Below are 25,681 nucleotides of genomic sequence, written 5' to 3'. Positions count from 1 at the left end.
GCGATGAGTGCAGATTGGCAGTTACTGCTGGAGCAGGTAGAAAATAAACTAGGACAGAATGTTGGCGACAGCCGCCGTTTTTTTCACGGCCGGGGTCGCAGTTATGAGGGCTTGGAGCAGGTCTGCGTCGACAGCTTTTTCCCCGCTTTGTTAGTAACTTTTTTTGAAGAATATGAAGGTGAAGTAGAGCTGTGTGAAAAACTCTGGCAAATGGCTGAGGCGCGAGGTTATCAGGGGGTCGCTGCGCAGCGACGCTATCTCCCTGGGGCACCTTTGCAGTGGCACTTTGGGGAGCCGGTAACAGACCCGGTCGCGCAGCGTGGAGACCTTAAATTCCCCCTCACGTTTGATCGACAAAATGTGGGTTTCTTCCTGGATATTGAGCCGGGCAGGGCCTGGCTTGAAGAGCAGGTACGTGCAAGGGCTGGGCAGGCGTCAGCAAAAATGCTCAATCTTTTCGCTTTCACCTGTGCTTTTTCTGCGGTCGCGCGAGCGGCAGGTGATATCGATATTGTAAATGTGGATGTCAATCGTGGTGTTTTAAGTCGCGGACGGGAAAATCACGAAGTTAATGGGCTGTCCCTCAAAGGGGTTCAGTTCCTGCAATTCGATGCACTGCGTCAATTCAAGCGCTTCGACCGTCGCGGTCCCTTTGACCTGGGCATTGTCGATCCGCCGACACGACAAAAAGGTCGCTTCGATGTCAGCCAGAATTATGAAAAGTTGCTGAGGCAGCTGCCCGCTTGTCTCGCCGCTGAGGCGGATCTGCTGATGGTGATCAACTCGCCCCGGCACAGCGAAGCCCAGTTTAGGGAGTTAATCCTCGGATCTGACAGCGGTTATGAAGTTGTAGCGCGCTTGGAGCAGAACCCGGATTTCCCTGATCGGGACCCGGATGCTGCCTTAAAAATGCTGCACGTTAAATATCGTCGCCAATCCCAGTAATGGCGATTGCCAATGCCGCGCATTAAGGGGCTCCTTACAGCGCGGCAAACTCCCGCATCAAGCGCTCCATCAGCGCCTGCAACTGGCCTGATGATCCCTCGCGCACAGCGCTGTTGAGCAACTGGGCGTTGCTCTGCCCAGACTCAGCTCCGGCATTAATCATTAGCAGGAAACCCTTGTGGGTTAATACCGCATCCTCCATCGCCTCCTGGCGCACCAGCTGGGAAAAGCTGATATAGCCACTCTGCTTTAGCCAGGTCATGGACCCCAGGCAGGCTAAATGGCGGGGGGAGTGCAGCCCGTACTCATCCGGTGAGTCGGGGCCGGAAATATCTTCCACGTAAACGGTTGCCGGTACCGGGAATTGATTAAACATTGCCAGCAGTACCCTGCCGGCATCCCGGTAAAAATCGTGAATATGTAAATCGTCCAGCATCAGCAGGAATATCGCTCCAAAAAGTCGCCCAGGCGTTCCATCGCATGCGATAAGTCGTCGGCACGGGGCAGGAAGACAATACGCAAGTGGTCCGGTGCATCCCAATGGAAGGCACTGCCTTGAGCCAGTAGTATTTTTTCCTGGCGCAGGAAATCCAGCACCAGCTGCTCGTCATTTTCGATCTTATGATGATCCAGATGCAGCTTGGGAAACAAGTAGATAGCACCGCTAGGTTTGACACAGCTCACACCGGGAATGTCATTGAGCATGCGGTGGGCCATATCTCGCTGTTGGCGCAGGCGCCCGCCGGGCAGGACCAAATCGTTAATACTCTGGTAGCCACCGAGCGCAGTTTGCACGGCGAACATGGCGGGTACATTGCCGCACAGGCGCATAGAGGCGAGTATTTCCATCCCCTGAATAAAACCTTTGGCCCTGTGTTTGGTGCCGCTGATAACCATCCAGCCAGAGCGGAAGCCGGCCAGGCGGTAGGACTTGGACAGGCCGTTAAAACTCAGGCAGAGCACGTCCGGGGCCAGTTTGGCCATCGGGGTAAATTCCGCATCGTCGTAGAGAATCTTGCTATAAATCTCATCGGCGAAGATCACCAGGTTGTGACTGCGGGCAACCTCGACAATATCCTCCAGTAGTTCCCGGGGATAAACGGCGCCAGTAGGGTTATTGGGATTGATAACCACTATGCCGCGGGTTTTTGAAGTGATTTTTGCTTTGATATCCTCAATATCAGGCAGCCATCCGGACTCCTCGTCGCAGCGATAGAGAACTGGCTTGGCACCGGTGAGGTTGGTGGCGGCCATCCACAGGGGGTAGTTGGGCATTGGCAACAGCATTTCATCGCCATTGTTGAGAAGGGCCTGGGTGCTCATGGAGATCAGTTCGGAGACGCCGTTGCCCAGGTAAATATCGTTAATCTCGACGCCCGGGATACCCAGGGTCTGGCACTCTTGCATAATGGCCTTACGCGCAGCGAAGAGCCCTTTAGACTCGACGTAGCCCTGTGCCTCAGAGAGATTGTGAATGACGTCTTGGATAATCTCGTCGGGGGCGTTAAAACCGAAGGGGGCAGGGTTGCCAATATTCAGCTTGAGGATGCGGTGGCCTTCCTCTTCCATGCGCTGGGCCTGCTCCATCACGGGGCCGCGAATTTCGTAGCAGACGCCGTGCAGTTTTTCTGATTTATTGATGTCCTTCATGGTGACCTGGAAGCTCTATTGCAGAGCAGGAGCGGCCCAGGGCCGCGAGTTCAGTGCGCGAAAACCGGGTAATGTCCACCAGCGGTAGGTACCACTCCTGCGGGAAACCGGGAACCGATACACATAGGCATTGCCACAAAGTGACGCCTGACCGGAAACCCCAATTGATTACGGAAACACTAGAGTATGTCAAAACAGATGGATGAGAACTACTGGCGGGATAAGCTTACAGATGAGGAGTTTGAGGTCTGCCGGGAAGGTGGGACAGAGGCGCCGTTTAGCGGCGAATATTGGGATGTTTTTGACGATGGCGTCTATCGTTGTCGTTGCTGTGGCGAGGTTTTATTCGGCTCGCAGTCAAAATTTGAGAGCGGTTGTGGTTGGCCCAGCTTTGATGCAGAGCATTATGAAGGTGCGGTGAAGGAGCTGCCTGACAGCAGCTACGGTATGCAGCGTGTAGAGATTCGCTGCAGTAAGTGCGATGCCCATCTCGGCCATGTATTCGACGATGGCCCCACCGATACGGGACTTCGCTACTGTGTGAACTCTCTATCGGTGAAGCTGGACCAGGGCAGTGATGAAACGGAGGATGACACTGAGTGACGGAATCACACTGGAGTAATTGGCTATTGCGGGTGCAGTGGATTCTGTTACTGCTGATCGTCCTTGCGGCTGCCGCCTTGCGTTACGGGTTGCTGCACTTCTCTGTGGTTTTCAAAATATTTGTGTTTTCTGGCGGTGCAGCCTTGGCAATTGCATTACTGAGCCTGTTTGTTTTTGTCTGGGGAGTGAGCAAGAGCAAGCCGTTGGTGCGCAGCAATGCTCTGTGGGCGGCGTTGCTCGGACTGCTGCCGGTGGCAATACCTCTGGTAACCGTAGGCAAGGGCAACTTCGATGTGCCAAGAATTCACGACATCAGTACCGATACCCGCAATCCCCCCCAGTATCAAGAGGTATTGAAGTTGCGCCAGAAAGGCGACAACAGTGCCGAATACGGTGGAGAGAAGGTGGCCGAATTGCAGCGGGAGGCAGATATATATGCCGATATAATGCCGTTGCACGTGGACTTCCCGATAGCTCGTACCACTGAGATCGCTGCTGAAGTGGCCGAAGACCTGGGCTGGAAAGTGGTTTCCTATGAGCCTCAGCGGGGCCACCTGGAGGCTGTAGCGAAAACACCGATCCTCGGTTTTACGGACGATATCGTTGTACGGGTCAGCGCTGACGTGGGTGGTGGCTCCAAAGTCGATGTGCGTTCCAGCTCCCGAGTCGGGGTCAGTGACTTAGGTACCAATGCGAAGCGTATCCGCCAATTTCTGGAAGAGTTGCACCTGCACGCGCTGGTGCTCGAGGGAACTGGCACAGAGCGGTACTAGAATGCACTCCAGAAATGGCTGGGTTTTGTAAGTGTCTGACAACAAAAGAAAAAAAATCAAAAAGAGTGTTGACAGGTTTAGCGGTGATCCATAGAATGCGCCCCACTTCTGACGCAGGGCTACACTCAAAGGTGGAGCGAAACGACAGAAGGTTTCTGGGTCCCCATCGTCTAGAGGCCTAGGACACCGCCCTTTCACGGCGGTAACAGGGGTTCGACTCCCCTTGGGGATGCCACGCGGGAATAGCTCAGTTGGTAGAGCGCAACCTTGCCAAGGTTGAGGTCGCCGGTTCGAACCCGGTTTCCCGCTCCAAATTTCCGCTTTGCGAGATGATCTCTAGTCAACTCGGAGAGCACGCCACCGAGAAATCAGTGGCATTGCCATGGACAGCCTGGCAGCACCGGATCGAAAGGTCGAAGTGCAAGTTTCTGTCCCCATCGTCTAGAGGCCTAGGACACCGCCCTTTCACGGCGGTAACAGGGGTTCGACTCCCCTTGGGGATGCCAATACGACCCGGTAGCAATGCTACCGGGTCAATTGCGGGAATAGCTCAGTTGGTAGAGCGCAACCTTGCCAAGGTTGAGGTCGCCGGTTCGAACCCGGTTTCCCGCTCCAATTTTCTGCTTTGCGAGATGATCTCTAGTCAACTCGGAGAGCACGCCACCGAGAAATCAGTGGCATTGCCATGGACAGCATGGCAGCACCGGATCGAAAGGTCGAAGTGCAAGTTTCTGTCCCCATCGTCTAGAGGCCTAGGACACCGCCCTTTCACGGCGGTAACAGGGGTTCGACTCCCCTTGGGGATGCCAATACGACCCGGTAGCAATGCTACCGGGTCAATTGCGGGAATAGCTCAGTTGGTAGAGCGCAACCTTGCCAAGGTTGAGGTCGCCGGTTCGAACCCGGTTTCCCGCTCCAATTTCCTGCTTTGCGAGATGATCTCTAGTCAACTCGGAGAGTACGCCACCGAGAAATCAGTGGCATTGCCATGGACAGCATGGCAGCACCGGATCGCAAGGTCGAAGTGCAAGTTTCTGTCCCCATCGTCTAGAGGCCTAGGACACCGCCCTTTCACGGCGGTAACAGGGGTTCGACTCCCCTTGGGGATGCCAATACGACCCGGTAGCAATGCTACCGGGTCAATTGCGGGAATAGCTCAGTTGGTAGAGCGCAACCTTGCCAAGGTTGAGGTCGCCGGTTCGAACCCGGTTTCCCGCTCCAAAAATAAAAAGCCGCTCAATCGAGCGGCTTTTTGTTTTTCCGATATAGTAATTCTTATCTTCTGCACGGTTACTTTTGCCCGGGACTCCTGCAAGTTCCGGTTCATCCCACCAAGTGACGTGTATGAAAAACCCTAGCTCCCCTCAGGTTGAAATTATTCGGGCAAGCGCGTTGAATAACGCTCCCCACTATAGGAGTGCAAGATGAGCGCTGCGCTATCGATCCATAACTTACAGAAAACCTACGACAATGGTTTCCAGGCCCTGAAAGGCATCAGTTTTGACGTGCAGCCGGGAGACTTCTTTGCGCTGCTGGGTCCCAATGGGGCGGGGAAGTCCACCACCATCGGTATCATCTGTTCCCTGGTGCGCAAAAGCGGTGGTTCAGTGTCGATTTTTGGTGAGGACATCGACGTCGATTTTGCTGCGGCTAAGCGCCTGTTAGGTGTTGTGCCACAAGAATTTAACTTCAGCCAGTTTGAGAAAGTGTTCGACATTGTCGTTACCCAGGGCGGTTTTTACGGTATGCCGCGCAAACTGGCTGAAGAACGCACTGAGAAATACCTGAAACAGTTGGGCCTGTGGGATAAACGCGCTACCCAGGCGCGCATGCTCTCCGGCGGTATGAAGCGCAGATTGATGATTGCCCGCGCGCTGATTCACGAACCGAAGTTGCTGATTCTGGATGAACCCACAGCCGGAGTGGATATAGAGCTGCGGCGTTCCATGTGGAGTTTCCTGGAAAAAATAAACCAGCAGGGCACCACAATTATCCTCACCACCCACTACCTGGAGGAAGCCGAGAGCCTCTGTCGCAATATAGCGATAATCGACAAGGGCACTATTGTCGAGAACACTTCAATAAAGTCACTGCTGAAAACCCTGAACCGGGAAACCTTTATCTTGGATTGCGCAGAATTTCTCACTGAGTGCCCGGACTTGTCCGGTTATGAAGGGCGCTTGCGGGACAATCACTCACTGGAAGTCACTATTGAAAAGGGGCAATCTCTGACCGAGGTATTTGCGTCATTGCAGCGGCAGGGCATCACAGTTACCAGTATGCGAAATCGCGCTAATCGCTTGGAGGAATTGTTCCTGTCCATGTTGTCGGAAGAAAAAATGTCGGGGCTAGAAGAGTGAAGGGCAGATTAATCTGGATATCATTCAGCACTATTTACCGTCGGGAAGTCCGGCGCTTTATGCGTATATGGCCACAGACCCTGGTACCGCCGGTAATCACTATGTCACTGTACTTTGTGATCTTTGGCTCCCTGATTGGTCGGCGAATTGGTGATATGGGGGGCTATCCGTATATCGAGTTTGTTGTGCCGGGTTTGATCATGATGTCGGTGATTACCAACTCCTACGCCAACGTAGTTTCGTCTTTTTACAGCGCTAAATTTCAGCGCAGTGTGGAGGAGCTTCTAGTTTCGCCAACGCCGAATTGGGTGATTATGGCGGGCTATGTTCTCGGTGGCGTGTCACGGGGATTAATGGTGGGGTTGATAGTGACTCTCGTAGCGATGTTTTTTACCTCGCTGACGGTAGAGCACATCTTTGTCACGGTAGCGATTGTATTTTTGACAGCGGTGCTGTTTTCCCTGGCCGGGTTTATCAATGCTATTTTTGCCAATAGTTTTGATGCTATCTCTATTATTCCGACCTTTGTATTAACTCCCCTCACATACCTGGGAGGCGTGTTTTACTCTATCGACCTGCTATCGCCTTTTTGGCAGGGGTTGTCGAAATTGAACCCCATTCTTTATATGGTGAACTCCTTCCGTTACGGCATTTTGGGTGTTTCCGATATTAATGTTGTCGGGGCATTTTTTGGCGTCCTGGTATTTATTGCGCTTTTGGCATCCTGGGCCATTTATCTGATGAGCCACGGTAAGCGACTGAGACATTGAGAAATTTATGACAAGAGAAGACTGGCAAAACCTCCCCCTGGGGCAGGAGACCACCTACGAATCCACTTACAACCCCGGGTTGCTCCATCCAATTCAGCGCTCAGTATCCCGAGCCCAGTTGGGGCTCTCTGCCGGTGCAATGCCTTTCTTTGGAGAGGACGAATGGTGGGGTTTTGAGCTTTCCTGGCTGAACCCCAGGGGTAAACCACAGGTGGCGGTGGCTCGTTTTAGTTTTCCTGCAGAAAGCCCCTGCATGGTGGAGTCAAAATCCTTCAAGCTGTATTTAAACTCTTTCAACCAGAGCAAGTTTGAATCCTGGAGATTGGTACAGGATGCCCTGGTGCGGGACCTCTCTGCAGCGGCGGGGGCAAATGTCGGCGTTACCCTGATGGATGTGGAAGATGCAGCGCTGGCAGTTGAGAAGCCAGAGGGCTACTGTCTGGATCATCTCGATATAGAAGTGAATAATTACGAGCCGGACCCCGCACTTCTCGCCCTCGAAGGCGGTGAGGAAGATGTGAGTGAGGTTCTTTATAGCCACTTGCTGCGCAGTAATTGTCCGGTAACGGGACAACCGGATTGGGCGACAGTGGTTGTGGACTATAAAGGGCCGGCACTGAAGCGAGAGGCACTGTTGGCTTATATTGTCTCCTTCCGCGAACACCAGGATTTTCACGAGCACTGTGTCGAGCGTATCTTTTGCGACTTGCAACAGTTGGCGGAATTTACCGAGTTAACTGTATGTGCTCGCTATACCCGTCGTGGCGGCTTGGATATTAATCCGCTGAGATCGACTCGCATTGAGAAACGTATGCCTTCGCGTTTTGCCCGTCAGTAATTTCCTTTCTTAAGTACCACCGGAGTCTCCGGTGGTACGGCCCTTCAATATCACTCTTTTTCTAAGGCCGACCTGGGTTGGCGCTGCGGTCTCTTAAGCTACGCTTTCCAGATAGGCCGGGGAAACCGACAGCGCAGTTGTGTTGGCCGCCCCACAGGAGGTGGAGTTGAGGCTGACAGATGGAGATTAATACGCAGTCCCCAGTAATTCCTGCCGTAGTAATCGGTTTTGCCCCACTTCTTTTTTCCCAATCCTCCACTGCAGAAGTTTATGTTAAAGCTGATGATCTGATACGGGTGATTGAGGCCCAGCAACAGCAGCTGGAAGAGCAGCAGGCCCAGATTCAGCAACAACAGGCAGACCTAGAAGCCCTGCGTCGGCAAATTGAGCAAATGCAACGGGCACCACCATCCCGACCGTCTCTGGAAGTAACTCCTGTACAGCCCGTTGAAGCACCGGTGAGCAAGGAGGATATGAATGATTTACAGCGACAGATTGAGGAAATACGCCAGGAAGTTCCACCTGGTTCGCTGCCTCCGCCGCGGGCCCAGTCTGATCAGGCGGTACCTGACCCCAGTGACATCGAAGATGTGATTGCCAATGCGACAACGGAGTGGCCTGGCTCCATTCCCTTGTTGGGAAATACCATGAAGGCGAAGATCAGTGGCTTTGCGGACTTGGATGTCAATTATGATACCGACGCGATCATCAGCCCCGCACAATTTGTACCTGCCGATATTGTGACTTTCGACAAAACGGCTGCAGAGGGAGCGGACGGGCAGACAGAATTTACCGTGCAGACCTCCAGGTTGGTATTTGAGACCCTGCAGCACTGGGAGGGACGTGAATTTAAAACCCTGATTTCGATGGACTTCCTGCAGGACTCCAGTGTTACCACTCCCAACCCCCGTATGCGCAAAGCTTATGGAGAAGTGAGTAATGCGCTTTGGGGGGGCAGTATTCTTGTGGGGCAGCAGTGGTCAACATTCGCGAACTTGGAAGCGGTCCCCAATACTCTGGATTTCCAGGGGCCTAATTCGGCATTTGGCTTGCGCCATTCAATGGTCCGATGGATTAAGAGGTACGGGCCACAGTATTACTTTAAGGTGGCTATTGAAGCGCCAGATTCACAAATATTCGAGGATGCAACCGAGGTTGCACGCTGGCCTGATGCGGTATTTGCGCTGGAGTCGGACTTGCCTAGGTCCCAGGTACAAGCGGGTTTGGTATTAAGGGATTTGCGCGCGAGTGGCGATCCGGATTCAGCCGTATCGACCACCGGCTGGGGATTAAATTTAAGCGGCACTTTCAATATGCCCGGCGTACTTTCCAAGGATGTCCTTTATTACTCTTTGTCCGTCGGTGCGGGATATAGCGGTCTACTTAATGACGCGCCACCAGATGCAGCTTATGATTTTTTTGATAACTCCGTAGAGGCACTAAACACTACAGCCTGGTATCTGGGGTACCAGCACTGGTGGACTCCTTGCCTGTATACCGTAGCGACCTACGGCAGGGTAAGGCAGGATAATCTGGACTTCCAACCCGGTGAGGCCTACAAAGCAACCCAATACCGCAGTATCAATATTGTCTGGTTACCCTTTCCCCGTTGGTTGACGGGAATCGAGGTGCTCTACGGCGCTCGCAAAGACAAAGATGGAGATAGGGGTTCTTTGGTGCGGACACAATTTACGACCCGAATGACATTTTAAGAAAGTAAAGTGTTTAAACGAGGTGTTCAGGTATATGCGAGTCAAACGAGAGAAGCTATTTCAAGCACGAGTTATTCGGTTGTTATGCAGCCTTTCAGTGATTTCTCTTTTGCTCGGATGGACTTCAGCCAGTACCGTGGTTACGCGGGTATGGCAGTCCCCATATATTGGTATTCAAAGCTTAGGAAAAACCCTGGTACTCGCATATACCCTGGTACCGAGGCCGATAGTCGGTGGGCAGGTAGAAAGGGAGTGGGTCATGCAACTGCAGGATACGGGTATTGATGCGCATTCCTGGAGTGCTCTCGGGGCAATAACTGGTGTTCCCTCAATGGGGGAGATTGCACCCTTACTCCGGGAGAGGGGATTTGACACTTTATTGGTTACCCAATTGTTGGCATTAAAACGGATCAACCCGAATATTCGCAACTCCCAGGTTGCTGTTGTGGAGACACGTTTATATTCGGCGCCTAGTGACGAAGTTTATTGGTCGGTTCAGTCGGATACTTTTTTATACAAGTATTCAGGGGAGGAGCTGCGCCATCCCAATGAGAGAGATTTACGCGAGTTTGTAGAGGTGATGATTCGCACTATGTCTGGCAATGGCGTTTTATAGCCGCTAATTTATCGTGATTTTTATCGAACCTTTCTCCAGGCCAATAAAACTGTTGTATTCAGCTATTCTGGTGAGACAAACCGTTGATGGGCCTATCAAAGAGTGCGCGTTCAATGGTTCGAAAGGGAATTCAAAGCGTTAGCAGGAATAGATGCCGGCTAACTACTTTTGGCGGTAGGCTTTACCATGGATTGGAATCTAAAAGCCCCTGTGGTTTTTTTGCGTGCATATCTAAGTTACTGGAGATGTGTTGAAGTGCACGCTCCACGATTATTATTTATTCTGCCAGTTTTTCTCTCAATTTTATTAATCCCCTATTCAGCCAGTGCTTCTGAAACTTTTCTGATGCCGTTGGGACCAGTGGCAGAGGAGCAGAAAGTACACTTCTTTTGGGCTATGGCACTCACCATGGTCGCTGTTCTCCCGGTATTTATCTTGGTGCCAGTAATCCTCTTTAAATACCGAAGAAAAAAAGGTCACGGATTCTATGCGCCAAAATGGGAAACCTATGGCCCGCTCGAAGTAATTATGTGGGGTGTGCCATTCCTGGTCATAATTGTGCTGTCAGTGATGCTCTGGCGTGCAACGGCACGGCTCGATCCCTATAAGGAAATACAGGGCGTTGTACCCCCGGTAAAAGTGCAGGTGGTGGGGCTCGACTGGAAGTGGTTATTTATCTATCCGGAGCTGGATATTGCAACAGTCGGTGAATTGGTTGTACCAGTACACACTCCAGTCTCAATGATATTGACCAGCGACACAGTAATGCAGTCGTTCTTTATTTCTGCACTGGCTGGGCAGATTTATGTGATGCCGGGTATGACGACAAAGCTCAATTTTATCGGTACAAAAACCGGCGACACCAGAGGGGAGAATACCCAATATACCGGCAATGGTTTTGTCGACCAGAATTTTGCAGTCAAGGTTGTGACTGATGAGAAATTTGAAGCCTGGGTAAAGCAAGTACGGACGGGTGGGATTGTCCTGAGTCCAGAAAATTATAACCGCCTGGCACAGCGAAATACCAAAAAACAAGCATACAAAGTCTTGGGAAATAGCAAGATGCCAGAAAATACACTGTATTTTAACTTGCCGGGCACAGACCTTTTTCACGAAATAGTAATGCGTTATCACTCCGGTAAACCGCTGAGCATAGAAGAGCAGCCCGGCACCCGAAAATTCGGCCGAGGCGAGGATGATGCCGAGGGAGCGCAGCCATGAACAATTTGGATTACGGTTGGCTGGGTAAGCTCAATTGGGATTCTCTGGTATTTAGCGGGTTTCTTGAGCGGCCCTCAGTCAGTGAGGCCGTTGCCAGTGTGGCGGGCTCGATAGTAATACTGGCAACAGTGGGAATCCTGTTTTTATTGACCTGGTTTAAAGTCTGGGGAACACTCTGGCGGGATTGGTTGACCAGCACTGATCACAAAAGAATCGGCATTATGTATATCGCTTTTGCGATCGTGATGTTGGTTCGAGGGTTGCTGGAGGGGATGGTAATGCGTGCCCAGCAAGCCGCCGCACCGGAAGGCTTCCTCTATGCAGATCACTTTGCCCAGTTGTTCAGTACACACGGCACCATAATGGTGTTTTTTGTGGCAGTTCCGTTTTTGGTGGGCCTTATTAATTTCGCTATGCCGCTGCAAATTGGTGCCCGTGATGTGGCCTTCCCGGTACTTAATCAAATCAGCCTGGCGGTGACAGTTTCTTCCGGTATTTTGTTGATGGTCTCTCTGGTGGTGGGGCAGTTTTCTACTGGGGGTTGGTCGGCTTATCCGCCTTATACGGGGGCGGATTTTAGCCCTGGGGTTGGGCCTGACTACTGGATATGGGCGATCGTATTTTCTGGGGCGGGGACCACATTAACGGGGATTAATTTCACCGTCACCGTGTATAAATGCCGTGGTCCAGGAATGCACTTATTCCGTATGCCACTGTTTTGTTGGACCGTACTCTGCGCCTCCATTCTAATGATTTTCGCAATGCCGCCTCTCAGCGTTGCCGCCTTAATGTTGGGCTTGGATCGCTACCTGGATTTCCACTTCTTCACCAATGACCTCGGTGGAAATATGATGAACTATGCCAATTTGTTTTGGCTCTTTGGCCACCCTGAGGTCTATCTATTGGTGTTGCCAGCCTATGGTATTTTTTCCGAGGTCTTTTCTACCTATTCGGCCAAAACTCTGTACGGCTATAAATCCCTGGTGATTGCCACCATGTGTATTGCGATCCTGTCCTTTACTGTGTGGTTACATCACTTTTTCACCATGGGGCAGAGTCCGACGATCAATATTGCCTTTGGTATAGCGACTATGCTGATCGCGGTGCCGACCGGGGTGAAAGTATACGACTGGATGGCGACCATGTATCGCGGTCGAATACGTTTTACCACTCCAATGGTTTATGCCATCGGCTTTTTAATCCTGTTCGTGATTGGTGGTCTGTCCGGCGTTATCCTGGCTAACCCCACTGTCGATTTCCAAGTGCACAATACACTGTTCCTGGTGGCGCATTTCCACAATGTTTTGATTCCCGGCGTGCTGTTTGGAATTTTGGCGGGGTACAACTACTGGTTCCCCAAAGCATTTGGTTTCCGCCTTAATGATAAGTGGGGCAAACGCTCAGCCTATCTCTGGTTTGCAGGATTTATGGTGACATTCTTCCCGCTCTATGGCGCCGGCTTATTGGGGATGCCAAGACGATCATTCAGCTATGCCGATCTCACATTCAAGCCGTACATGATCGTTGCTTTTATCGGCGCAATGATTGTTCTGGCGGCCTTAATTTCGCTGGTTATTCAATTTATCGTAAGTATCAGGGACCGAAAGAAAACCCAGGTTCCTGTGGGTGATCCTTGGGATGGACGGTCCCTGGAGTGGAACTCTCCCGCTCCAGTACCGGCTTATAACTTTGTTGAAATACCCAAGGTTACTGATCGGGATGCATTTACTGAGGCTAAGGAGCACGGTGAAGCCTATAAGCGGCCTAAAGTCTATCGAGACATAGAGCTCCCTAAAAATAATCCTCTCGGATTTATTTTGTGCGTTGTCAGTGGAATTTTGATGTTTGCCCTGGTTTGGTACATCTGGTGGCTTGCACTGATCTCCGCATTAACCATTTTGGTTGCAGTTATCGCGGCCACCTTCCGCAAAGAAACGGAATATATTATTCCTGCCAGTCAGTTAGAAAAGGATACGGAAGCTTGGTTGGCCTTGGTCGAGAAGAGCGAGGCAGTGAGCCGGGACCTGGAAGATTCCCCGCGAAATGTCGGCCTTGCGAAGCTGGAGATCTAAATGAATCCCGTCTCTTCACCGAAAAGCCCGGGCAGCATCAATCCCCACGAAGCCATCCACAGAGATCCCGATATGGTGATCTTTGGCTTCTGGGTCTTCATGATGAGCGACCTGATTTTCTTTGGGGTGGTATTTGCGATTTATATCACCATGGTGGGCGCTACCGCCGGAGGGCCGGGCCCGAAAGAGCTTTTTGATTTCGGCAGCTTGTTCGCCCAAACGATGCTTCTTCTAACCAGCAGCCTCACTGCGGGTATTGCGACAGTTATTGTTAAGCATGAACGCAGTCGCGCTGCCTTTCTATTTTGGGTGGTGATAACCCTGTTGCTGGGCATGGGTTTCCTGGCATTGGAACTGTACGACTTTGCCGGGATGGCCGAGAAGGGCGGGGTGCCACAGCGCAGTGGTTACCTGTCAGCCTTTTTTGGTTTAGTGCCCTTGCACGGTCTCCATGTCACTTTCGGCTGTCTGTGGATGATCGTTTTGATCGTTCAGGTTTTCACTATGGGATTGGGAGATGTCGTAAAGCTGCGCTTTCTGCGCCTGGCATTATTCTGGCATTTCCTCGATTTGATTTGGATCGGAATTTTTTCCGTGGTTTATTTCGGTGGCTGGGTCTATGGCTAAAGAACCGACTTTTGCACAACACCTGCGGCTGTATATCACAGGTTATATCCTGTCTATTGTGCTCACTCTAGCGGCTTTTGCCGCAGTGCTGACGATCGGAAGGGAGAATAAAAGTGTCTTGATTCTGGTTGCGTTACTAGGGGTTGCGCAGCTGGTGGTGCAATTAAAATATTTCTTGAACGTAACGACCCAACGGGACCGGAGGGATAACCTGACGTTAATCCTTTTCTCTAGCTTAATTCTTTTGATTATTGTGTTAGGTACAGTCTGGATTATGGGGAACCTGGCGGTGCGTATGCATACAACTATGTAGCGCTTTACGCTTACGCACCTTTTATAAAATTAAATAATAACTTTGCTCTTCAGGTTGGATGCTGCTTTTTGCAGGGACTGTAAAACCTTTTCTTTATCGTAATTTCGGATTTTATCCAGGTCTAAATGCATTGAGAATCCGGGGGCATGCTCCTCCAGGTAACTCTGCTGCCCACCCAGGTTCTTACGCAGATCAGTAACCTGGTAAACCTTCACCGGGGTACTAATACCTTTTACGGTGATATGCCCTTTGTCCCGGCACATTACCGTGTGTTTGATCATGGCCCAGGTCTCGTGGCTAATCAGGATTTCTCCCGGCTGGGCGGCGCCTTCCAATCGTGAAGCGAGGTTAACGTGGGTACCCATCACCGTGTAAGACTGGTAGTTGGCGGTACCAAAAATGCCGACAGTACAGTAGCCGGTATTAATACCCATACGAACCTGTAGAGGGCGCGAGATACCTTTGTTGTACCATTCCTGCTTCATTTCACGTACGCGTTTACGCATCGCCAGGGCCATAGCTACGCAGCGCAGAGCGTCTGACTTGGGTCCCTTACTCTCATCGTCCCCAAAAACAACCATTACCGCATCGCCGATAAACTTATCGATAGTGCCGCCGTATTGTCCAGCTATACGTGCCATTTCGGAGAGGTAATTATTGAGCAGCTGGGTAAAGGTCTCTGCCTCTAACTCCTCGGTGAGCTGGCTGAAGTCTTTGATGTCAGAAAAGAAAACGGTGAGGAGCTTTCGCTGGGTCACCAGAGCTTCTTCATCCCCGGTAGTGACAGAGCGCCACAGCTTTTGTGGCAGGTATTTGGAAAGTTTGTAGGAGCGAACCTTGCTAACGCGTTGCTCAACCATCAGGGAGTGATTGGCTTCCTTAAGCTGGCCAATCTGGCGGTGGGTAAAGAATGCATAGGCGCATAAATAGGCCAGAATACAGATCAGGCTCACGGTGCTGATAGTGAGGTCAGCGCTCACTAGCAGAGATGGCTCGTGCATCAGGTACCCGATAACGACCCCAACCAATAAGCCGGTATTGTGCTCAAACCAAGCGCGACCACCGCCGCCCCCAGTGAGGGCATTCAGCTGGACCATGGTAACCAGCAGCAGCGAGGGCAGCATGCTGAAGTCTGCCAGGGATATGGTGATGCCGATCAGTACTGTATCCAGGAAAGAGAGGCAGCGGCGGGTTTTCAGTGCTTTTTTATCGCCAGTTTTGTAGAGGATAAATTGGGCGAGAGCGGTATAAGCAATGATAAAAAGAGCAGATCCGGTAATAACCAGCTTGTCTGATTGCCATGGCGCATCCCAATTCACCGCGTTTGCCAGGGTACCGGCAGCGGCAAATAAAATCAGGGTGCGAAAATAGGTGGAGTAGCGAGGGTTAACATTCCGCCCCGTGCTCTCCTCAAGCTGGTCCTGCATTTGTGTTGTTCTTTGTCCGTTTGAGCAGAAAGTGAACACCTTGCGCGTTGGCGATAGGGTGGCTCCGATTTCCCCATCCACCGTATAGCCACGCCGTGACTCCAGCAGCGCAGTTTACTCTTCCGAGGAACAGAATGCGAAAAAACTGTGCATGCAAGTGATATTTTTCTCGTTGTTGTCGCCGGTGATATTACCGCACCTCTAGCCTCAGAACCTCCCAATTTTCATGGCAGATTTGCAGTTTAGGCAGGGAGGGTACCTTAGGGCTTTGTGTATCAAGGTTTATATAGATAGCGACCACTGACTCTACAGCAGGCCAAGGATTATGACAGGGTGCTTTTCCGACATTATTAACCTAGATCAATCTGAGCTCAGGAATCCGGGCGACTTGTACCAGGTGAAGGGAAAAGGGGGGGGCAGCAAAAGGCAATTTTTCTTATAGCTGCTTTAAGGGGTTGGGTATCGGCCTCAGATAAAGCCGGGCTTATATTCACCTTTGAGTCAAGGGGTTACATAAGTTGTACAGCCCTTATATTGGAGAACTGAAGGGGCAGAGCAGGCCGGAAAACTAATGCTGGTCGGACTAATATAGAGCCTGGATCAATCGACTCACAGAGTCTAGTCACCAAACCTGCGATAGCTGAGGGGCTCATTTGAAGGGGCAAATAGTCGTGGTGACTTGTGCGGATAGCCTGAGCTCCCTCATGATGCCCCGTTTTAACAGCCAGAGAGACTTTTTTCGCATTAGTGCTTGCACAACAAGGAACATTTGGGTAAAGTGCGCGCTCTCTCGACGACACAGCAGCTATCTTCCTGATTTCCTTGAAGATTTCGCTGAAGAGAGAGACCGCTACAACGCGGAGAGCCCTCGCGAAGGGTGACAATTTGGTGAGGTGTCCGAGTGGTCGAAGGAGCACGCCTGGAAAGTGTGTATGTCGCAAGGCATCGAGGGTTCGAATCCCTCCCTCACCGCCATCTTCTAAAAGCCCGGCTTATGCCGGGCTTTTTTGTTTCCAGGGTTTCCAGCCCCTTCAGTCCCGTTTTTTTGGCAGGTGATCTTGCGGGGTAAAGCTGCCGAGCTTTCGAGTCGACACTAAGCGTGAGCTGCATCATTCGGCCCTTTCTAATACTAAAAGTCTACTTTTCCGGTCATCTATGTAGGCAGCCCCGGAGCCGATGGGGTGTTGTTCAGGGTAGTCCTTATTAGCTGTTCGATAAATACTGCTGTGTTTGAAGCCTTCGAGATAATCGCGGTCATGTAAGAGTATTGTGCGATGAAGTGTCTTGGTTAGTGAGATTGTATTTTAAGTTTTGACCGACTCCCTTGTATGTTTTTCGATTACCTATAATTTAATTCTCATGTTGTAGGTAGATAGGTGGAAACACTTTCAAGTGCAAACTAAGTGCGTTACAAGTTGTTGATGAAAGGATGCTATCTCGTGAGTTAGTCCAGATTTTTTATATTCTGCAGTTTATGATGATAGTGAAAAAGTACGGGGTGGATTTCTAAAGGTAAGAATCGATTAGGACCGCAGTGCTTTTTAGGGGGGGAGATTTCTGTATATGGCCACAGTTGGCTTTAGGTGATGAATTTGTACATGCTTACTGAATTTTTCACCTAGTATCTGAGGAAATAAACAGTGGGCTAGGAAAAAGAGGGAGAATAATTTTAAAGATACTTGAGGAATATTTTTCACTAGTTCTTGGGTGCGTATTTTTTTTGTAGTGTCTGTCTAAGTGCTATTTGTTGGTGGTTAGGGTTGTGTAGAGTGCTCCTTGTGGGTTTTTATTTATTCTTTTTGTTTTAGCTTCTACTTTGCTCATATTATAGGTGTTAAATGTAATTATTGGATGTGAACAGAACTGTTAAGGTATCAGCCGCTTTTCAAGTATAGGCAGCTAAGACTTTTATATCTGATTGGCTGGGATTGTGGTGGCCCTGGGAAGGTCTATTCTTCTTACTTTTATGGTGTTTAGTTTGGCATTAAAATAGTGCTTGACTGAACTGTTGCTATGATGGCTTATTCTTGAGCTTTTTTTTGATATTTTTGAAAACTAATTGGGGGGCGTAATATGCGTGGTTCCATCCATTATTACCTTCTCTGTATACCTTGTAATTGAGGCCGGTAATAGTGAGGGCTATCTGTAACAGCGGGTTTTTCTGTTATCTGATTCCGTCAGTACTGCCTAAAAGCACTGATAAATGTTAAAATTGTGCCGATAATTGCGTTGGGTTGGCCGGGTCCTGCAACCAAAGTGGGGGCGGAAAAAACTAAATGAGTTCAGCTGAAAGAATAAAAATTCAGAAGTTTAGTGAAAAAAGATAATATCCTGAGGATTTTTTAATGATTTTTGAAGATAGATTAATAAGCTATTTTGAACAAAGTCCCACTGTGGATCCCGACGCTATTGATAAATTTTTATTAAGGGGAGAGGCCTATGCGCTAAGGGTTGGGTTGTCGCCTACAGGCTTATATTTAGTGTCTGGATTAATTCCTAAAAAGAATAAAATTTTTGTAACGGTTACCGATGGGCCAACTGAAACGATATCTTATTTGATAGATTACTTATCTAACCTCCCTGATGATAGTACCACTAATTGGGGGGATATGCTTGAACTGGAGAGTGAGTTGCTCAATGAGCATGGGATTAGAGGGTTATTTTTCAGTCGGTTGAGATTTTTTGAATTTTTTGATAACTGTTCAGATGTTTTTCAATTTAATGGAGAGGAAGTGACGGTAGTTGCGTTTTTATTTCTAGCTTATAAGGAGGTTGCAGCTTTTAGCCGATCACAAGATGAGTTCTATGACTTAATTGAATTGAAGGATCCTATTAGGTTTAATCAAATTGAATGACAGTTAGTAGCATGGTTGGTATTTGTCGATGACATTATGTGGGAATGAATATATGAAGTGTCCACGTGATTTCAGCTTTTGCTAAGAAATACATATTGAATACTTATTGATTGGAGGTAGGTGCTGACGGTTTTACTAAAGTTAGCTTTACCAGCTATTTCTCTTCAGATTTTAAGTTAGGCGCTATGAAGGTTTACCAGGACGTGAAACAATGAGGCTAGATAATACACTAGAAGTAATAGTATTGCTAAACAGGAGGGAGATTGGCAAGAGAGGGTGCAGGGTGTTTGTTGATACCCCCGCATTTAGTGTTTATTGAAATGACGAGGCTCTTTGTGACTTCTGCTACAGCTATTTACTCTTCTTTGGTTCCCTAGTAACGCCTAAATTTTGATCATGTTTGCTAAGCAAACTCATAACGGTCGCATTAAATGTAAACCTGAACCTTGGTATGTCACCCTTAGATAAAATATGACCGCAAACATCTGAAGTTCAACTGGAATTTCTCTTAATATTGAGGTAAAGTTCGCGCTCTCTTAACGATCTTGCATCTATCTTATTGATTTTGTTAAGGATCTTGGTGACGTGGGAGGCCGCATAATGAGCGGAATGCCCTTGCAGAGGGCGACAATTTGGTGAGGTGTCCGAGTGGTCGAAGGAGCACGCCTGGAAAGTGTGTATGTCGAAAGGCATCGAGGGTTCGAATCCCTCCCTCACCGCCATCTTCTAAAAGCCCGGCTTATGCCGGGCTTTTTTATTTCTGAAGCTTTTGTTCTTTAATCTTGAGTATCAAAGACCTTAGCTGTCACTGCTTTCTCCTATAGATGGAGGAGGCTGCTAGGCAGAGACCCTATTTATTACCGCAATACTCATCAAAATTGCTGGGAGTGTTAGCAAAGCCAGCCTTCTCTGCAAGTTCCCATGGTCGTTCGCATTCTTTAGTTTTACTACACCAAAGGTAGCCGGCTGAGTTTATACACCCGTGTGCATCCTTGTCTGAACCGACCGGTGTGGTGGGTTTGGGGTCCTCTGGAGTATCTGAGGAGCATCCCATTAGGGAGGCGACTAGAATAAAAGCGGCGGCTTCTTTGATTTTGAGCATTACAATCACCAGAAAGTTAAGGTTATTGTTAAGTATACGATTTAGAGCAGCACCCATCACAAGTCGTGCCTGATTGTTACTTCAAGGCCAGTCCAAGTGTGTTTTTTATATTATTATCAAATTTGAAAGGGTATGGGTTTGATAAGCCCTTTCAGTCTAATAGCTTATCTGCAAATCTGGCTATACTTAAAAATCACCCTCTCGATAGCTCTCAAAAGTCCTGGTTACTTTAATATCCTATCTTAGGGCTGTGATATCTCTATCGCAGGAAAAAATAAGTCCGTAAGTAGTAGCGGATTGCCTAAATTTACGGTATTTCATACTGACTTCACCATACTGGCAAGCAGTTTTTCACATGCTCTATAGAGAATAGGTTCTAGCTCTTTTGCTCCAAAAACAGGCCTATATTTGAGCATCCCTCTTAGGCTGAATACTCCTGAAAAATATTCTCTCCATGGCATTTTCTCTCGAGCCCTATAAGAGGAGTGTGTTTTATTGGAGTCGGCGTAATAGAGTCTAGCTGCGACTTCAATCTTTGGCCGCCAGAATACAGGCATTGCACCAAATTCTCCAAAGTATGCGGTGTCAAACTCACCCCCTCTTACTTTTAAGACTACAACCTCTAGTGCTAAATCATTGGATTTAGGTTCTATTCGACTCGATATATGTGGTAAGGAGAAAATTTCTACCAGCCTATGACGAATGCCCGCCTCTAAATCTCCGCCCTTAAAAGCCCCCCAAGCACCAATCTTGCTAAATTCATTCTGTGAGACGACAATCATTTTATCCAGATAGACTCGTGGTTTACTCTTTTTAAATAACTTTGAGAACATTCTTACTGTAGCCAGATATAGGTTTTGTGAGGATGGGTACAAGGGGTAGTGCTGAAGGTATCGTGTGAAACCGACATCCTATTAGACATGGAATGATAGGTTTTCTGTCTATATTTTGCACTACTGTTAATGGCTAAATTGTATCTCCCATGGGCAAAGAGCCAAATAGATATTGCTTGTCGGGAACCATCTTTTCTCTGCCGCCCATGATGACCGGTTGTAGCATGAGCTTGAATGATGTTAATAAACTAAAGGTATAGTGTTCTTGGGGGATTAGTTACCTATTAGTTTTGGTAACTCTCTCATCGCTTGAAAGGACACTACACCAACTGTATTAGATTCCTCGTTAAGACGATTAAAAAAGTAAGTTTTCATGCCTGCTTCTATACCGGCCTGAACTCCCACTGGCCCATCATCTATAGCGGAGCAGTTCTCAGGATGGTAGCCCATACTTTTTGCAGCATGTAGGTATATGCCTGGATCAGGCTTCCATATGCCTACTTCATATGAACTGAATAAATTATTTCCGAAATACTTAGATAGCCCGCATATATCTAATGCATGCTTGATTTTTTGCAGGGGGCCGCTAGATACTACCGCTTTCTCACCATCAAGTGCCTCAAGAGCGTCTGCTACACCTTCAACAGGTTTTAACTCTCTGGTAAAGATTTTTGTGACTATATCGCGATAAGCTGCAACAAAATTGCTTTTCAGTTTGATATTATTCTCTTCTTCTAATAGGGATAGAATACTTGCCAGTTTCCAACCTCTGAATTTTATGACCAATTCATCAGCATCTAGTTTTACTCCGTAATTTTCGAACATCATAGCTAAGCCAATACTGGAGAGATGTTCGCTATCGACTAAGGTGCCGTCGTTATCAAAAAATAGGCATTTACTCACGGACGAAGCTCGTATTGATTTTTTTCATGTTGCGCAATTTTTTCGATAGTAAGTTTATATAAATGATAGATAAAGCCGCCGCCGCAATAGACATGAAGTGCCACTAATAAGGGGAGGCGCCCCCTCCGAGGTTGTATTGGTATATAACAATGCCGGTAGCAAGTGCGCTAACTGAGGGTAAGAAATACGGGGAGGCCGCAAGTATGAATGATGAGATCTTTGATAAGTTTCTTTTATTATTAATGCCGCCTACAGCAAGTGCAGCCATCATAAAAAGAAGGCTGGAAAATGATAGCTGGAGAAATGAACCAATAATAACCCAAGTTAAAGACATGTTAATCTCTGCTCGTAAAGGCGAGTTTGAGCCCTAAAGCTGCGAAGCTACCAGCAAAGGCTCGTTGAATGATAACGCTAATTTTTTCAGAGTGAATAACATAATTTCGAATGACTGTTGCTAGTAAGCCATAAACAATGAAAACCAGAAAGGTCATAGCCATGAAGGCAAGTCCAAGAATCAGCATACTATCTAAAGGGTTCTGTAATTGAGAGGGAATAAACTGGGGTAAGAATGCCAGGAAGAAGATGGTTAGCTTTGGGTTCAGGATATTAATCATGAATCCCTTGAAAGCAATTGAGGTTAAACTCTGTTTCTTTTGATTTTCTTCTAGAGTCAGGGAGTTGCTAGATTTAAGCATTGACCAAGCTAGGTACAATAAGTATGCGACTCCTGCATATTTTACAAACTGGAATGCTAATGCACTGGTATGAATGATTACGGACAGCCCCATGATGCAAGCAAGGATAGAGGGGATGATGCCTAGTGTGCAACCTAACGCTGCAGAAATACTTGCCCTTTTACCCTTGAATAGCCCCACAGCAACTGTATATAGAATTCCCGTTCCCGGTATCAACACAACGATAAAAGAGGTAATCAAAAACTCAATGCTTATCATAAGGACAAGTCCTGACATGAAATTATAGTTTTAAATGCTGGATTTAGGGATAACCCTTTTGAATGGTGGCCTCTCAATCTTCTTCAATTTTTAAGCTTACACTAGTTATTGGTGTTCCTGGGGGAAGGCCGCTGAGTTGCTCATGTATCTGTCCTAACAGATCTAGATGGACTTCCCAAGATATAGATTGATAATTTTCTGTAATGTACTCCCCGCCCATTATCGGTGGTTGGATTGGTGAATAGCAACAACCTTGAGTTAATGGTTGCTCCACTAACTCAAGTAATAATCTATATTTAAACCAGTGGCCCGGAATATCTTTCATTGCTGCCATCATCTCTCGGAATGCATTCCAGGATTTAGCGGCAAGTTCCATTTCTCCTGTGCCAGTATCTAGGAAATATACACGTTCCTTGTTCAGTAGGCCTTCCTTCCTTTTGAAGAATAAATCCCCCATGGAGGTCAGAAGACACATGGAGGCCTTTTTGCCAACTAGCCATCTCCAGCATTCAAGGGCATCTCTTTTTCCTAGATCAGTAACTGGAGCAAAAATATCTACTTCATTATCCATAATGTATTTCTATATGCCTGCGGTAAAATTGCCCAAAACTCATGATTGTTCTTAATCCAAGCCTCTGTCACACATCTATGGCGCTACGTCAAGATTTTTGTGGAGACAGCAGTTCGCTTGCAGATTGAGCGGAGCCGAACTCTTGTTGGCCCTTTCTCCAGAAATAAATGCTGATACAAAAAATAACTACAGGTAAAACCATACCAAATTCATTGAGATACCAACCTGAATCTGTGCTTTGTAGGGTCAATGGATTGAAGAATTTTTGAATAAATGCATTGTGGCTCATGTGGAAAATAACGGCAGGCCAAACACTGTTAGTCTTTAATCTTACGTAAGTCATGATTACTGACATTGACATTAAGCCTAGCGTAAAGAAAAACAACTGATAGCTGAGGGGGGCTGTTTCATTCCCGTAGACACCTGCTACTATCATGGGCCAATGCCAGGCGGCCCATATAAACCCAGAGGTTAGTGCGATCCCTGAGAAGTGATCCTACCCACCAAAGACGGACACTCTCTTAAGCGATAAACTACGCAGCAGAGGTGCCCTATGACACGATCAAGTAAATCAACCAAAACCACTCGTAAAAAATACTCAGAGGAATATAGAAAAGATGCCCTAGCACTGGCGGTCAAGGTAGGGGTAAGCGTTGCCGCTAAACAGCTTGGGTTACATCCTTCCCAGATTTACGGATGGCGAAGCAAGGCTAAGTTACATCAGAGCCGAGGGGATGCCGAGAGAGAGCTGGCCACAGAGAATGCTCGCCTTAAGCGGCAGCTGGCTGAGCAGGCAGAGGAGCTGGCGATCTTAAAAAAGGCCGCAGCGTACTTTGCAAAGAGCCTGAAATGAGGTACGCCTTCATGCTAAAGCACAGGCATAAGTTCAGCATCAAAGCGATGGCTAAGGTATTGAGCGTATCTCGCAGTGGGTTTTACGATTGGGTGTCAAGATCGGCCGATCAATCCAAGCGCCAGCAGTACCAAATGGAGCTTGATGGTTTGGTACAGCAGCGCTTTATAGCCAGTAAAGAACGTAGTGGCGCCCCTCGCCTGACGAGGGAATTGGCCAGTGAGGGGAGTAAATATAATCAAAAAACAGTTGCTGCCAGCATGCGTCGACAGGGCCTACGGGCTAAAGCCGCCAAGAGATATAAAGCCACAACCTACTCAAAACATGGTCTGCCAGTGGCCCCAAATCTGCTCGAGCAGAACTTCAATACTGAAGCGCCGAATCAGAAATGGGTCGGGGATATTACCTACCTACGAACAGAAGAGGGTTGGTTATATCTGGCTGTAGTGATAGACCTATATAGTCGGCTGGTTATTGGTTGGGCGATGTCAGAAACGATGACAGCTACATTGGTCTGTGACGCCCTTCAAATGGCTTTATGGCGACGTAAGAAACCTACAAATGTTATCGTGCATACTGACAGGGGAAGCCAATATTGCTCTAAAGATTATCAATCTTTAATTACAGCTTATGATCTGCGGTGCAGCATGAGCGCCAAAGGTAACTGCTATGATAACGCCTGCGCAGAAACGTTCTTCCACTCACTTAAGGTAGAAGTAATCCATGGTAACCGCTTTCCTACAAGGTGCCTCATGCGGGAAACCGTATTTGAGTATATAGAAATAGACTACAATCGAAATCGCTTACACAGCGCCAATGGCTATCTCAGCCCTGAGGCGTTTGAGGAACAACTAGTCGCTTAGTGGTGTGTCCGTTGTTGGTGGGTAGGATCAAAGGACATAAGCTTTGAGAGCTCAGGTACAAGCAATCCACGCCATCCAATCTCCTCTCCTAAAACTCCAGGCAGTATCAATAAAAAGCTGATACTTGCAGTAATTAAGAATCTAAAGAGGATTACACTGGTATCACTCCAGCCATCTACTTTATACCCTTCTCTTAGTGCCGTAACGTATTCTGAGTTATACCACTCCCCGAAACCTAAGATCCACATAATGAGGTAGGCAGCTGCTACATAACCCAAGGGTACCAAGTAGCTTAACCACTGATATCTCCAGCTTCCCCAAGACCATCCTAAGGAGTCCAGGCTCTTCTTGAATATCAAGCATGTTGTGACCGTGGCAAGCCCAACAGAAAGCATTAAGGGTACTGCGCTTTCCATGTGAAAAATTAGCCAGTATCCGATAGGGTAGAGGCTCGCTGTGAGAATTAAAAAAACAGCGATAATTTTGAGCGAACTCAGCGATTCTTTCATCTAGATCGTTAACTCCGTGTTATCTTGAAAATGGCTAATCTGTAGTATGTCTATGTGCGAAATAGGATATTTCTTGTACTGTTAATGAGTAGGGATTACAAGAGGCGTAAGGTTTTGAAGGTTGCCCTGCAGAGTACTGTTATTGAGGCTAGGTGAATTTTTCACTCTCTAAATTATCTATTCTAAATGTAGAAGGAATAGCTTATTAACTGCTTTTCGAACTCATACCTATTGACCTTTTATTTGGCTTGGCTGCTTTAAGTCTACCAGACGACACATTGCATCTTTTGTAGATTCGATTAACGGTATCCC

At 48.2% G+C, this 25,681-nt stretch carries 25 protein-coding genes and 10 tRNA genes; 25 read left to right on the top strand and 10 right to left on the bottom strand.

Annotated features, from left to right (window positions below; translation table 11 throughout):
- Positions 1–3 precede the first annotated feature (3 nt).
- The gene (locus tag ACJJIY_RS20315) at positions 4–945 is read left to right on the top strand and encodes a class I SAM-dependent methyltransferase (RefSeq protein ID WP_445358707.1); all 942 of its coding nucleotides are present in this window, start codon (positions 4–6) and stop codon (positions 943–945) included.
- Between the two features lie 34 nt (positions 946–979).
- Here ACJJIY_RS20315 and ACJJIY_RS20310 read toward each other — a convergent pair whose 3' ends face one another.
- Both ACJJIY_RS20310 and ACJJIY_RS20305 read right to left on the bottom strand, forming a co-directional pair.
- Entirely contained in the window at positions 980–1,381 is a 402-nt protein-coding gene (locus ACJJIY_RS20310) for a hypothetical protein (protein WP_444896621.1), read from the bottom strand.
- Entirely contained in the window at positions 1,381–2,595 is a 1,215-nt protein-coding gene (locus ACJJIY_RS20305) for a pyridoxal phosphate-dependent aminotransferase (protein ID WP_108732567.1), read from the bottom strand. Before ACJJIY_RS20305 ends, ACJJIY_RS20310 begins: the two co-directional genes overlap by 1 nt.
- 186 nt (positions 2,596–2,781) lie before the next feature.
- Between ACJJIY_RS20305 and msrB the strand changes: the two genes are divergently transcribed.
- The 19 genes from msrB to cyoD all read left to right on the top strand — a co-directional run bounded on the left by msrB (position 2,782) and on the right by cyoD (position 14,500).
- Entirely contained in the window at positions 2,782–3,198 is a 417-nt protein-coding gene (msrB, locus tag ACJJIY_RS20300) for a peptide-methionine (R)-S-oxide reductase MsrB (RefSeq protein ID WP_413665066.1), read from the top strand.
- Positions 3,195–3,971 carry a DUF1499 domain-containing protein gene (locus tag ACJJIY_RS20295; RefSeq protein WP_282933544.1) on the top strand — a complete coding sequence of 259 codons (777 nt, stop codon included), beginning with the start codon at positions 3,195–3,197 and terminating at the stop codon, positions 3,969–3,971. The genes msrB and ACJJIY_RS20295 overlap by 4 nt, the downstream gene beginning before the upstream one ends.
- 159 nt (positions 3,972–4,130) lie before the next feature.
- Positions 4,131–4,206 (top strand) — tRNA-Glu (locus tag ACJJIY_RS20290).
- A gap of 1 nt (position 4,207) precedes the next feature.
- Positions 4,208–4,283, top strand: a tRNA-Gly gene (locus ACJJIY_RS20285).
- Between the two features lie 118 nt (positions 4,284–4,401).
- Positions 4,402–4,477, top strand: a tRNA-Glu gene (locus ACJJIY_RS20280).
- Positions 4,478–4,510: 33 nt separating this feature from the next.
- A tRNA-Gly gene (locus ACJJIY_RS20275) sits at positions 4,511–4,586 on the top strand.
- A gap of 118 nt (positions 4,587–4,704) precedes the next feature.
- Positions 4,705–4,780 (top strand) — tRNA-Glu (locus ACJJIY_RS20270).
- Between the two features lie 33 nt (positions 4,781–4,813).
- Positions 4,814–4,889: transfer RNA gene (locus ACJJIY_RS20265), tRNA-Gly, on the top strand.
- 118 nt (positions 4,890–5,007) lie between these two features.
- Positions 5,008–5,083: transfer RNA gene (locus ACJJIY_RS20260), tRNA-Glu, on the top strand.
- A gap of 33 nt (positions 5,084–5,116) precedes the next feature.
- Positions 5,117–5,192: transfer RNA gene (locus tag ACJJIY_RS20255), tRNA-Gly, on the top strand.
- Positions 5,193–5,395: 203 nt separating this feature from the next.
- On the top strand, positions 5,396–6,331 hold the full coding sequence (locus ACJJIY_RS20250; RefSeq protein WP_413665083.1) for an ABC transporter ATP-binding protein: 936 nt from the start codon (positions 5,396–5,398) through the stop codon (positions 6,329–6,331).
- Positions 6,328–7,101: an ABC transporter permease gene (locus tag ACJJIY_RS20245; protein ID WP_413665084.1), complete on the top strand. Its 774-nt coding sequence runs from the start codon at positions 6,328–6,330 to the stop codon at positions 7,099–7,101. Before ACJJIY_RS20250 ends, ACJJIY_RS20245 begins: the two co-directional genes overlap by 4 nt.
- A gap of 7 nt (positions 7,102–7,108) precedes the next feature.
- A complete protein-coding gene (queF, locus tag ACJJIY_RS20240; RefSeq protein ID WP_445358706.1) occupies positions 7,109–7,939 on the top strand; it encodes an NADPH-dependent 7-cyano-7-deazaguanine reductase QueF in 831 nt (276 codons plus the stop codon).
- Positions 7,940–8,118: 179 nt separating this feature from the next.
- Positions 8,119–9,651 carry a DcaP family trimeric outer membrane transporter gene (locus tag ACJJIY_RS20235; RefSeq protein WP_444957218.1) on the top strand — a complete coding sequence of 511 codons (1,533 nt, stop codon included), beginning with the start codon at positions 8,119–8,121 and terminating at the stop codon, positions 9,649–9,651.
- 34 nt (positions 9,652–9,685) lie between these two features.
- Positions 9,686–10,267 (top strand): hypothetical protein, encoded by a 582-nt coding sequence (locus ACJJIY_RS20230; RefSeq protein WP_444894406.1) that lies wholly within the window; start codon positions 9,686–9,688, stop codon positions 10,265–10,267.
- A gap of 255 nt (positions 10,268–10,522) precedes the next feature.
- The gene (locus ACJJIY_RS20225; RefSeq protein ID WP_444896627.1) at positions 10,523–11,488 is read left to right on the top strand and encodes a cytochrome c oxidase subunit II; all 966 of its coding nucleotides are present in this window, start codon (positions 10,523–10,525) and stop codon (positions 11,486–11,488) included.
- Complete coding sequence (locus ACJJIY_RS20220; RefSeq protein WP_413665088.1) at positions 11,485–13,560, top strand: cbb3-type cytochrome c oxidase subunit I; 2,076 nt, start codon at positions 11,485–11,487, stop codon at positions 13,558–13,560. Before ACJJIY_RS20225 ends, ACJJIY_RS20220 begins: the two co-directional genes overlap by 4 nt.
- Positions 13,561–14,187 carry a cytochrome c oxidase subunit 3 gene (locus ACJJIY_RS20215; RefSeq protein WP_444894403.1) on the top strand — a complete coding sequence of 209 codons (627 nt, stop codon included), beginning with the start codon at positions 13,561–13,563 and terminating at the stop codon, positions 14,185–14,187. It abuts the gene before it with no gap.
- Positions 14,180–14,500, top strand: a complete 321-nt coding sequence (gene cyoD, locus ACJJIY_RS20210; protein WP_444896628.1) for a cytochrome o ubiquinol oxidase subunit IV — start codon at positions 14,180–14,182, stop codon at positions 14,498–14,500. The genes ACJJIY_RS20215 and cyoD overlap by 8 nt, the downstream gene beginning before the upstream one ends.
- Positions 14,501–14,529: 29 nt before the next feature.
- On the opposite strand, the gene ACJJIY_RS20205 is transcribed toward cyoD, so the two are convergent.
- Positions 14,530–15,927, bottom strand: a complete 1,398-nt coding sequence (locus ACJJIY_RS20205; RefSeq protein WP_282933535.1) for an adenylate/guanylate cyclase domain-containing protein — start codon at positions 15,925–15,927, stop codon at positions 14,530–14,532.
- 887 nt (positions 15,928–16,814) lie between these two features.
- Here ACJJIY_RS20205 and ACJJIY_RS20200 point away from each other — a divergent pair.
- From ACJJIY_RS20200 to ACJJIY_RS20190, 3 genes are all read left to right on the top strand, one after another.
- A tRNA-Ser gene (locus ACJJIY_RS20200) sits at positions 16,815–16,902 on the top strand.
- A gap of 1,370 nt (positions 16,903–18,272) precedes the next feature.
- Positions 18,273–18,782 carry a hypothetical protein gene (locus tag ACJJIY_RS20195; RefSeq protein WP_444896629.1) on the top strand — a complete coding sequence of 170 codons (510 nt, stop codon included), beginning with the start codon at positions 18,273–18,275 and terminating at the stop codon, positions 18,780–18,782.
- Positions 18,783–19,416: 634 nt separating this feature from the next.
- Positions 19,417–19,504, top strand: a tRNA-Ser gene (locus ACJJIY_RS20190).
- A gap of 128 nt (positions 19,505–19,632) precedes the next feature.
- Here the strand turns inward: ACJJIY_RS20190 and ACJJIY_RS20185 are convergent.
- The 3 genes from ACJJIY_RS20185 to ACJJIY_RS20175 all read right to left on the bottom strand — a co-directional run bounded on the left by ACJJIY_RS20185 (position 19,633) and on the right by ACJJIY_RS20175 (position 21,620).
- Complete coding sequence (locus ACJJIY_RS20185; protein WP_444896630.1) at positions 19,633–19,884, bottom strand: hypothetical protein; 252 nt, start codon at positions 19,882–19,884, stop codon at positions 19,633–19,635.
- Between the two features lie 317 nt (positions 19,885–20,201).
- Complete coding sequence (locus ACJJIY_RS20180) at positions 20,202–20,717, bottom strand: hypothetical protein (protein WP_444896631.1); 516 nt, start codon at positions 20,715–20,717, stop codon at positions 20,202–20,204.
- A 273-nt stretch (positions 20,718–20,990) separates the two neighbouring features.
- A complete protein-coding gene (locus ACJJIY_RS20175; protein WP_444896632.1) occupies positions 20,991–21,620 on the bottom strand; it encodes an HAD-IA family hydrolase in 630 nt (209 codons plus the stop codon).
- Between the two features lie 203 nt (positions 21,621–21,823).
- On the opposite strand from ACJJIY_RS20175, the gene ACJJIY_RS20170 reads away from it, so the two are divergent.
- Positions 21,824–21,991, top strand: a complete 168-nt coding sequence (locus tag ACJJIY_RS20170) for a hypothetical protein (RefSeq protein WP_444896633.1) — start codon at positions 21,824–21,826, stop codon at positions 21,989–21,991.
- On the opposite strand, the gene ACJJIY_RS20165 is transcribed toward ACJJIY_RS20170, so the two are convergent.
- The 3 genes from ACJJIY_RS20165 to ACJJIY_RS20155 all read right to left on the bottom strand — a co-directional run bounded on the left by ACJJIY_RS20165 (position 21,956) and on the right by ACJJIY_RS20155 (position 23,580).
- Positions 21,956–22,573: a LysE family translocator gene (locus tag ACJJIY_RS20165; protein WP_444896634.1), complete on the bottom strand. Its 618-nt coding sequence runs from the start codon at positions 22,571–22,573 to the stop codon at positions 21,956–21,958. The two genes, ACJJIY_RS20170 and ACJJIY_RS20165, sit on opposite strands and share 36 nt — an antisense overlap.
- Before the next feature lie 73 nt (positions 22,574–22,646).
- Complete coding sequence (locus ACJJIY_RS20160; RefSeq protein ID WP_444896635.1) at positions 22,647–23,144, bottom strand: T6SS immunity protein Tdi1 domain-containing protein; 498 nt, start codon at positions 23,142–23,144, stop codon at positions 22,647–22,649.
- Between the two features lie 88 nt (positions 23,145–23,232).
- Complete coding sequence (locus tag ACJJIY_RS20155) at positions 23,233–23,580, bottom strand: CPBP family intramembrane glutamic endopeptidase (RefSeq protein WP_445358705.1); 348 nt, start codon at positions 23,578–23,580, stop codon at positions 23,233–23,235.
- A gap of 117 nt (positions 23,581–23,697) precedes the next feature.
- Here ACJJIY_RS20155 and ACJJIY_RS20150 point away from each other — a divergent pair.
- Positions 23,698–24,860 (top strand): IS3 family transposase gene (locus ACJJIY_RS20150; RefSeq protein WP_444897071.1). Its coding sequence is split into 2 segments (ribosomal slippage): positions 23,698–23,956 and positions 23,956–24,860, totalling 1,164 coding nucleotides; the frame shifts between segments, so codons are not numbered across the junction.
- On the opposite strand, the gene ACJJIY_RS20145 is transcribed toward ACJJIY_RS20150, so the two are convergent.
- Complete coding sequence (locus ACJJIY_RS20145) at positions 24,857–25,369, bottom strand: hypothetical protein (RefSeq protein ID WP_445358704.1); 513 nt, start codon at positions 25,367–25,369, stop codon at positions 24,857–24,859. The genes ACJJIY_RS20150 and ACJJIY_RS20145 overlap by 4 nt on opposite strands.
- Positions 25,370–25,681: the final 312 nt, after the last annotated feature.

The sequence above is a fragment of the Microbulbifer maximicatervae (SeqCode) genome, from assembly GCF_052468155.1.
The sequence above is the reverse complement of the archived record's forward strand: the minus strand, read 5'-3'. Positions and strand labels throughout refer to the sequence as shown.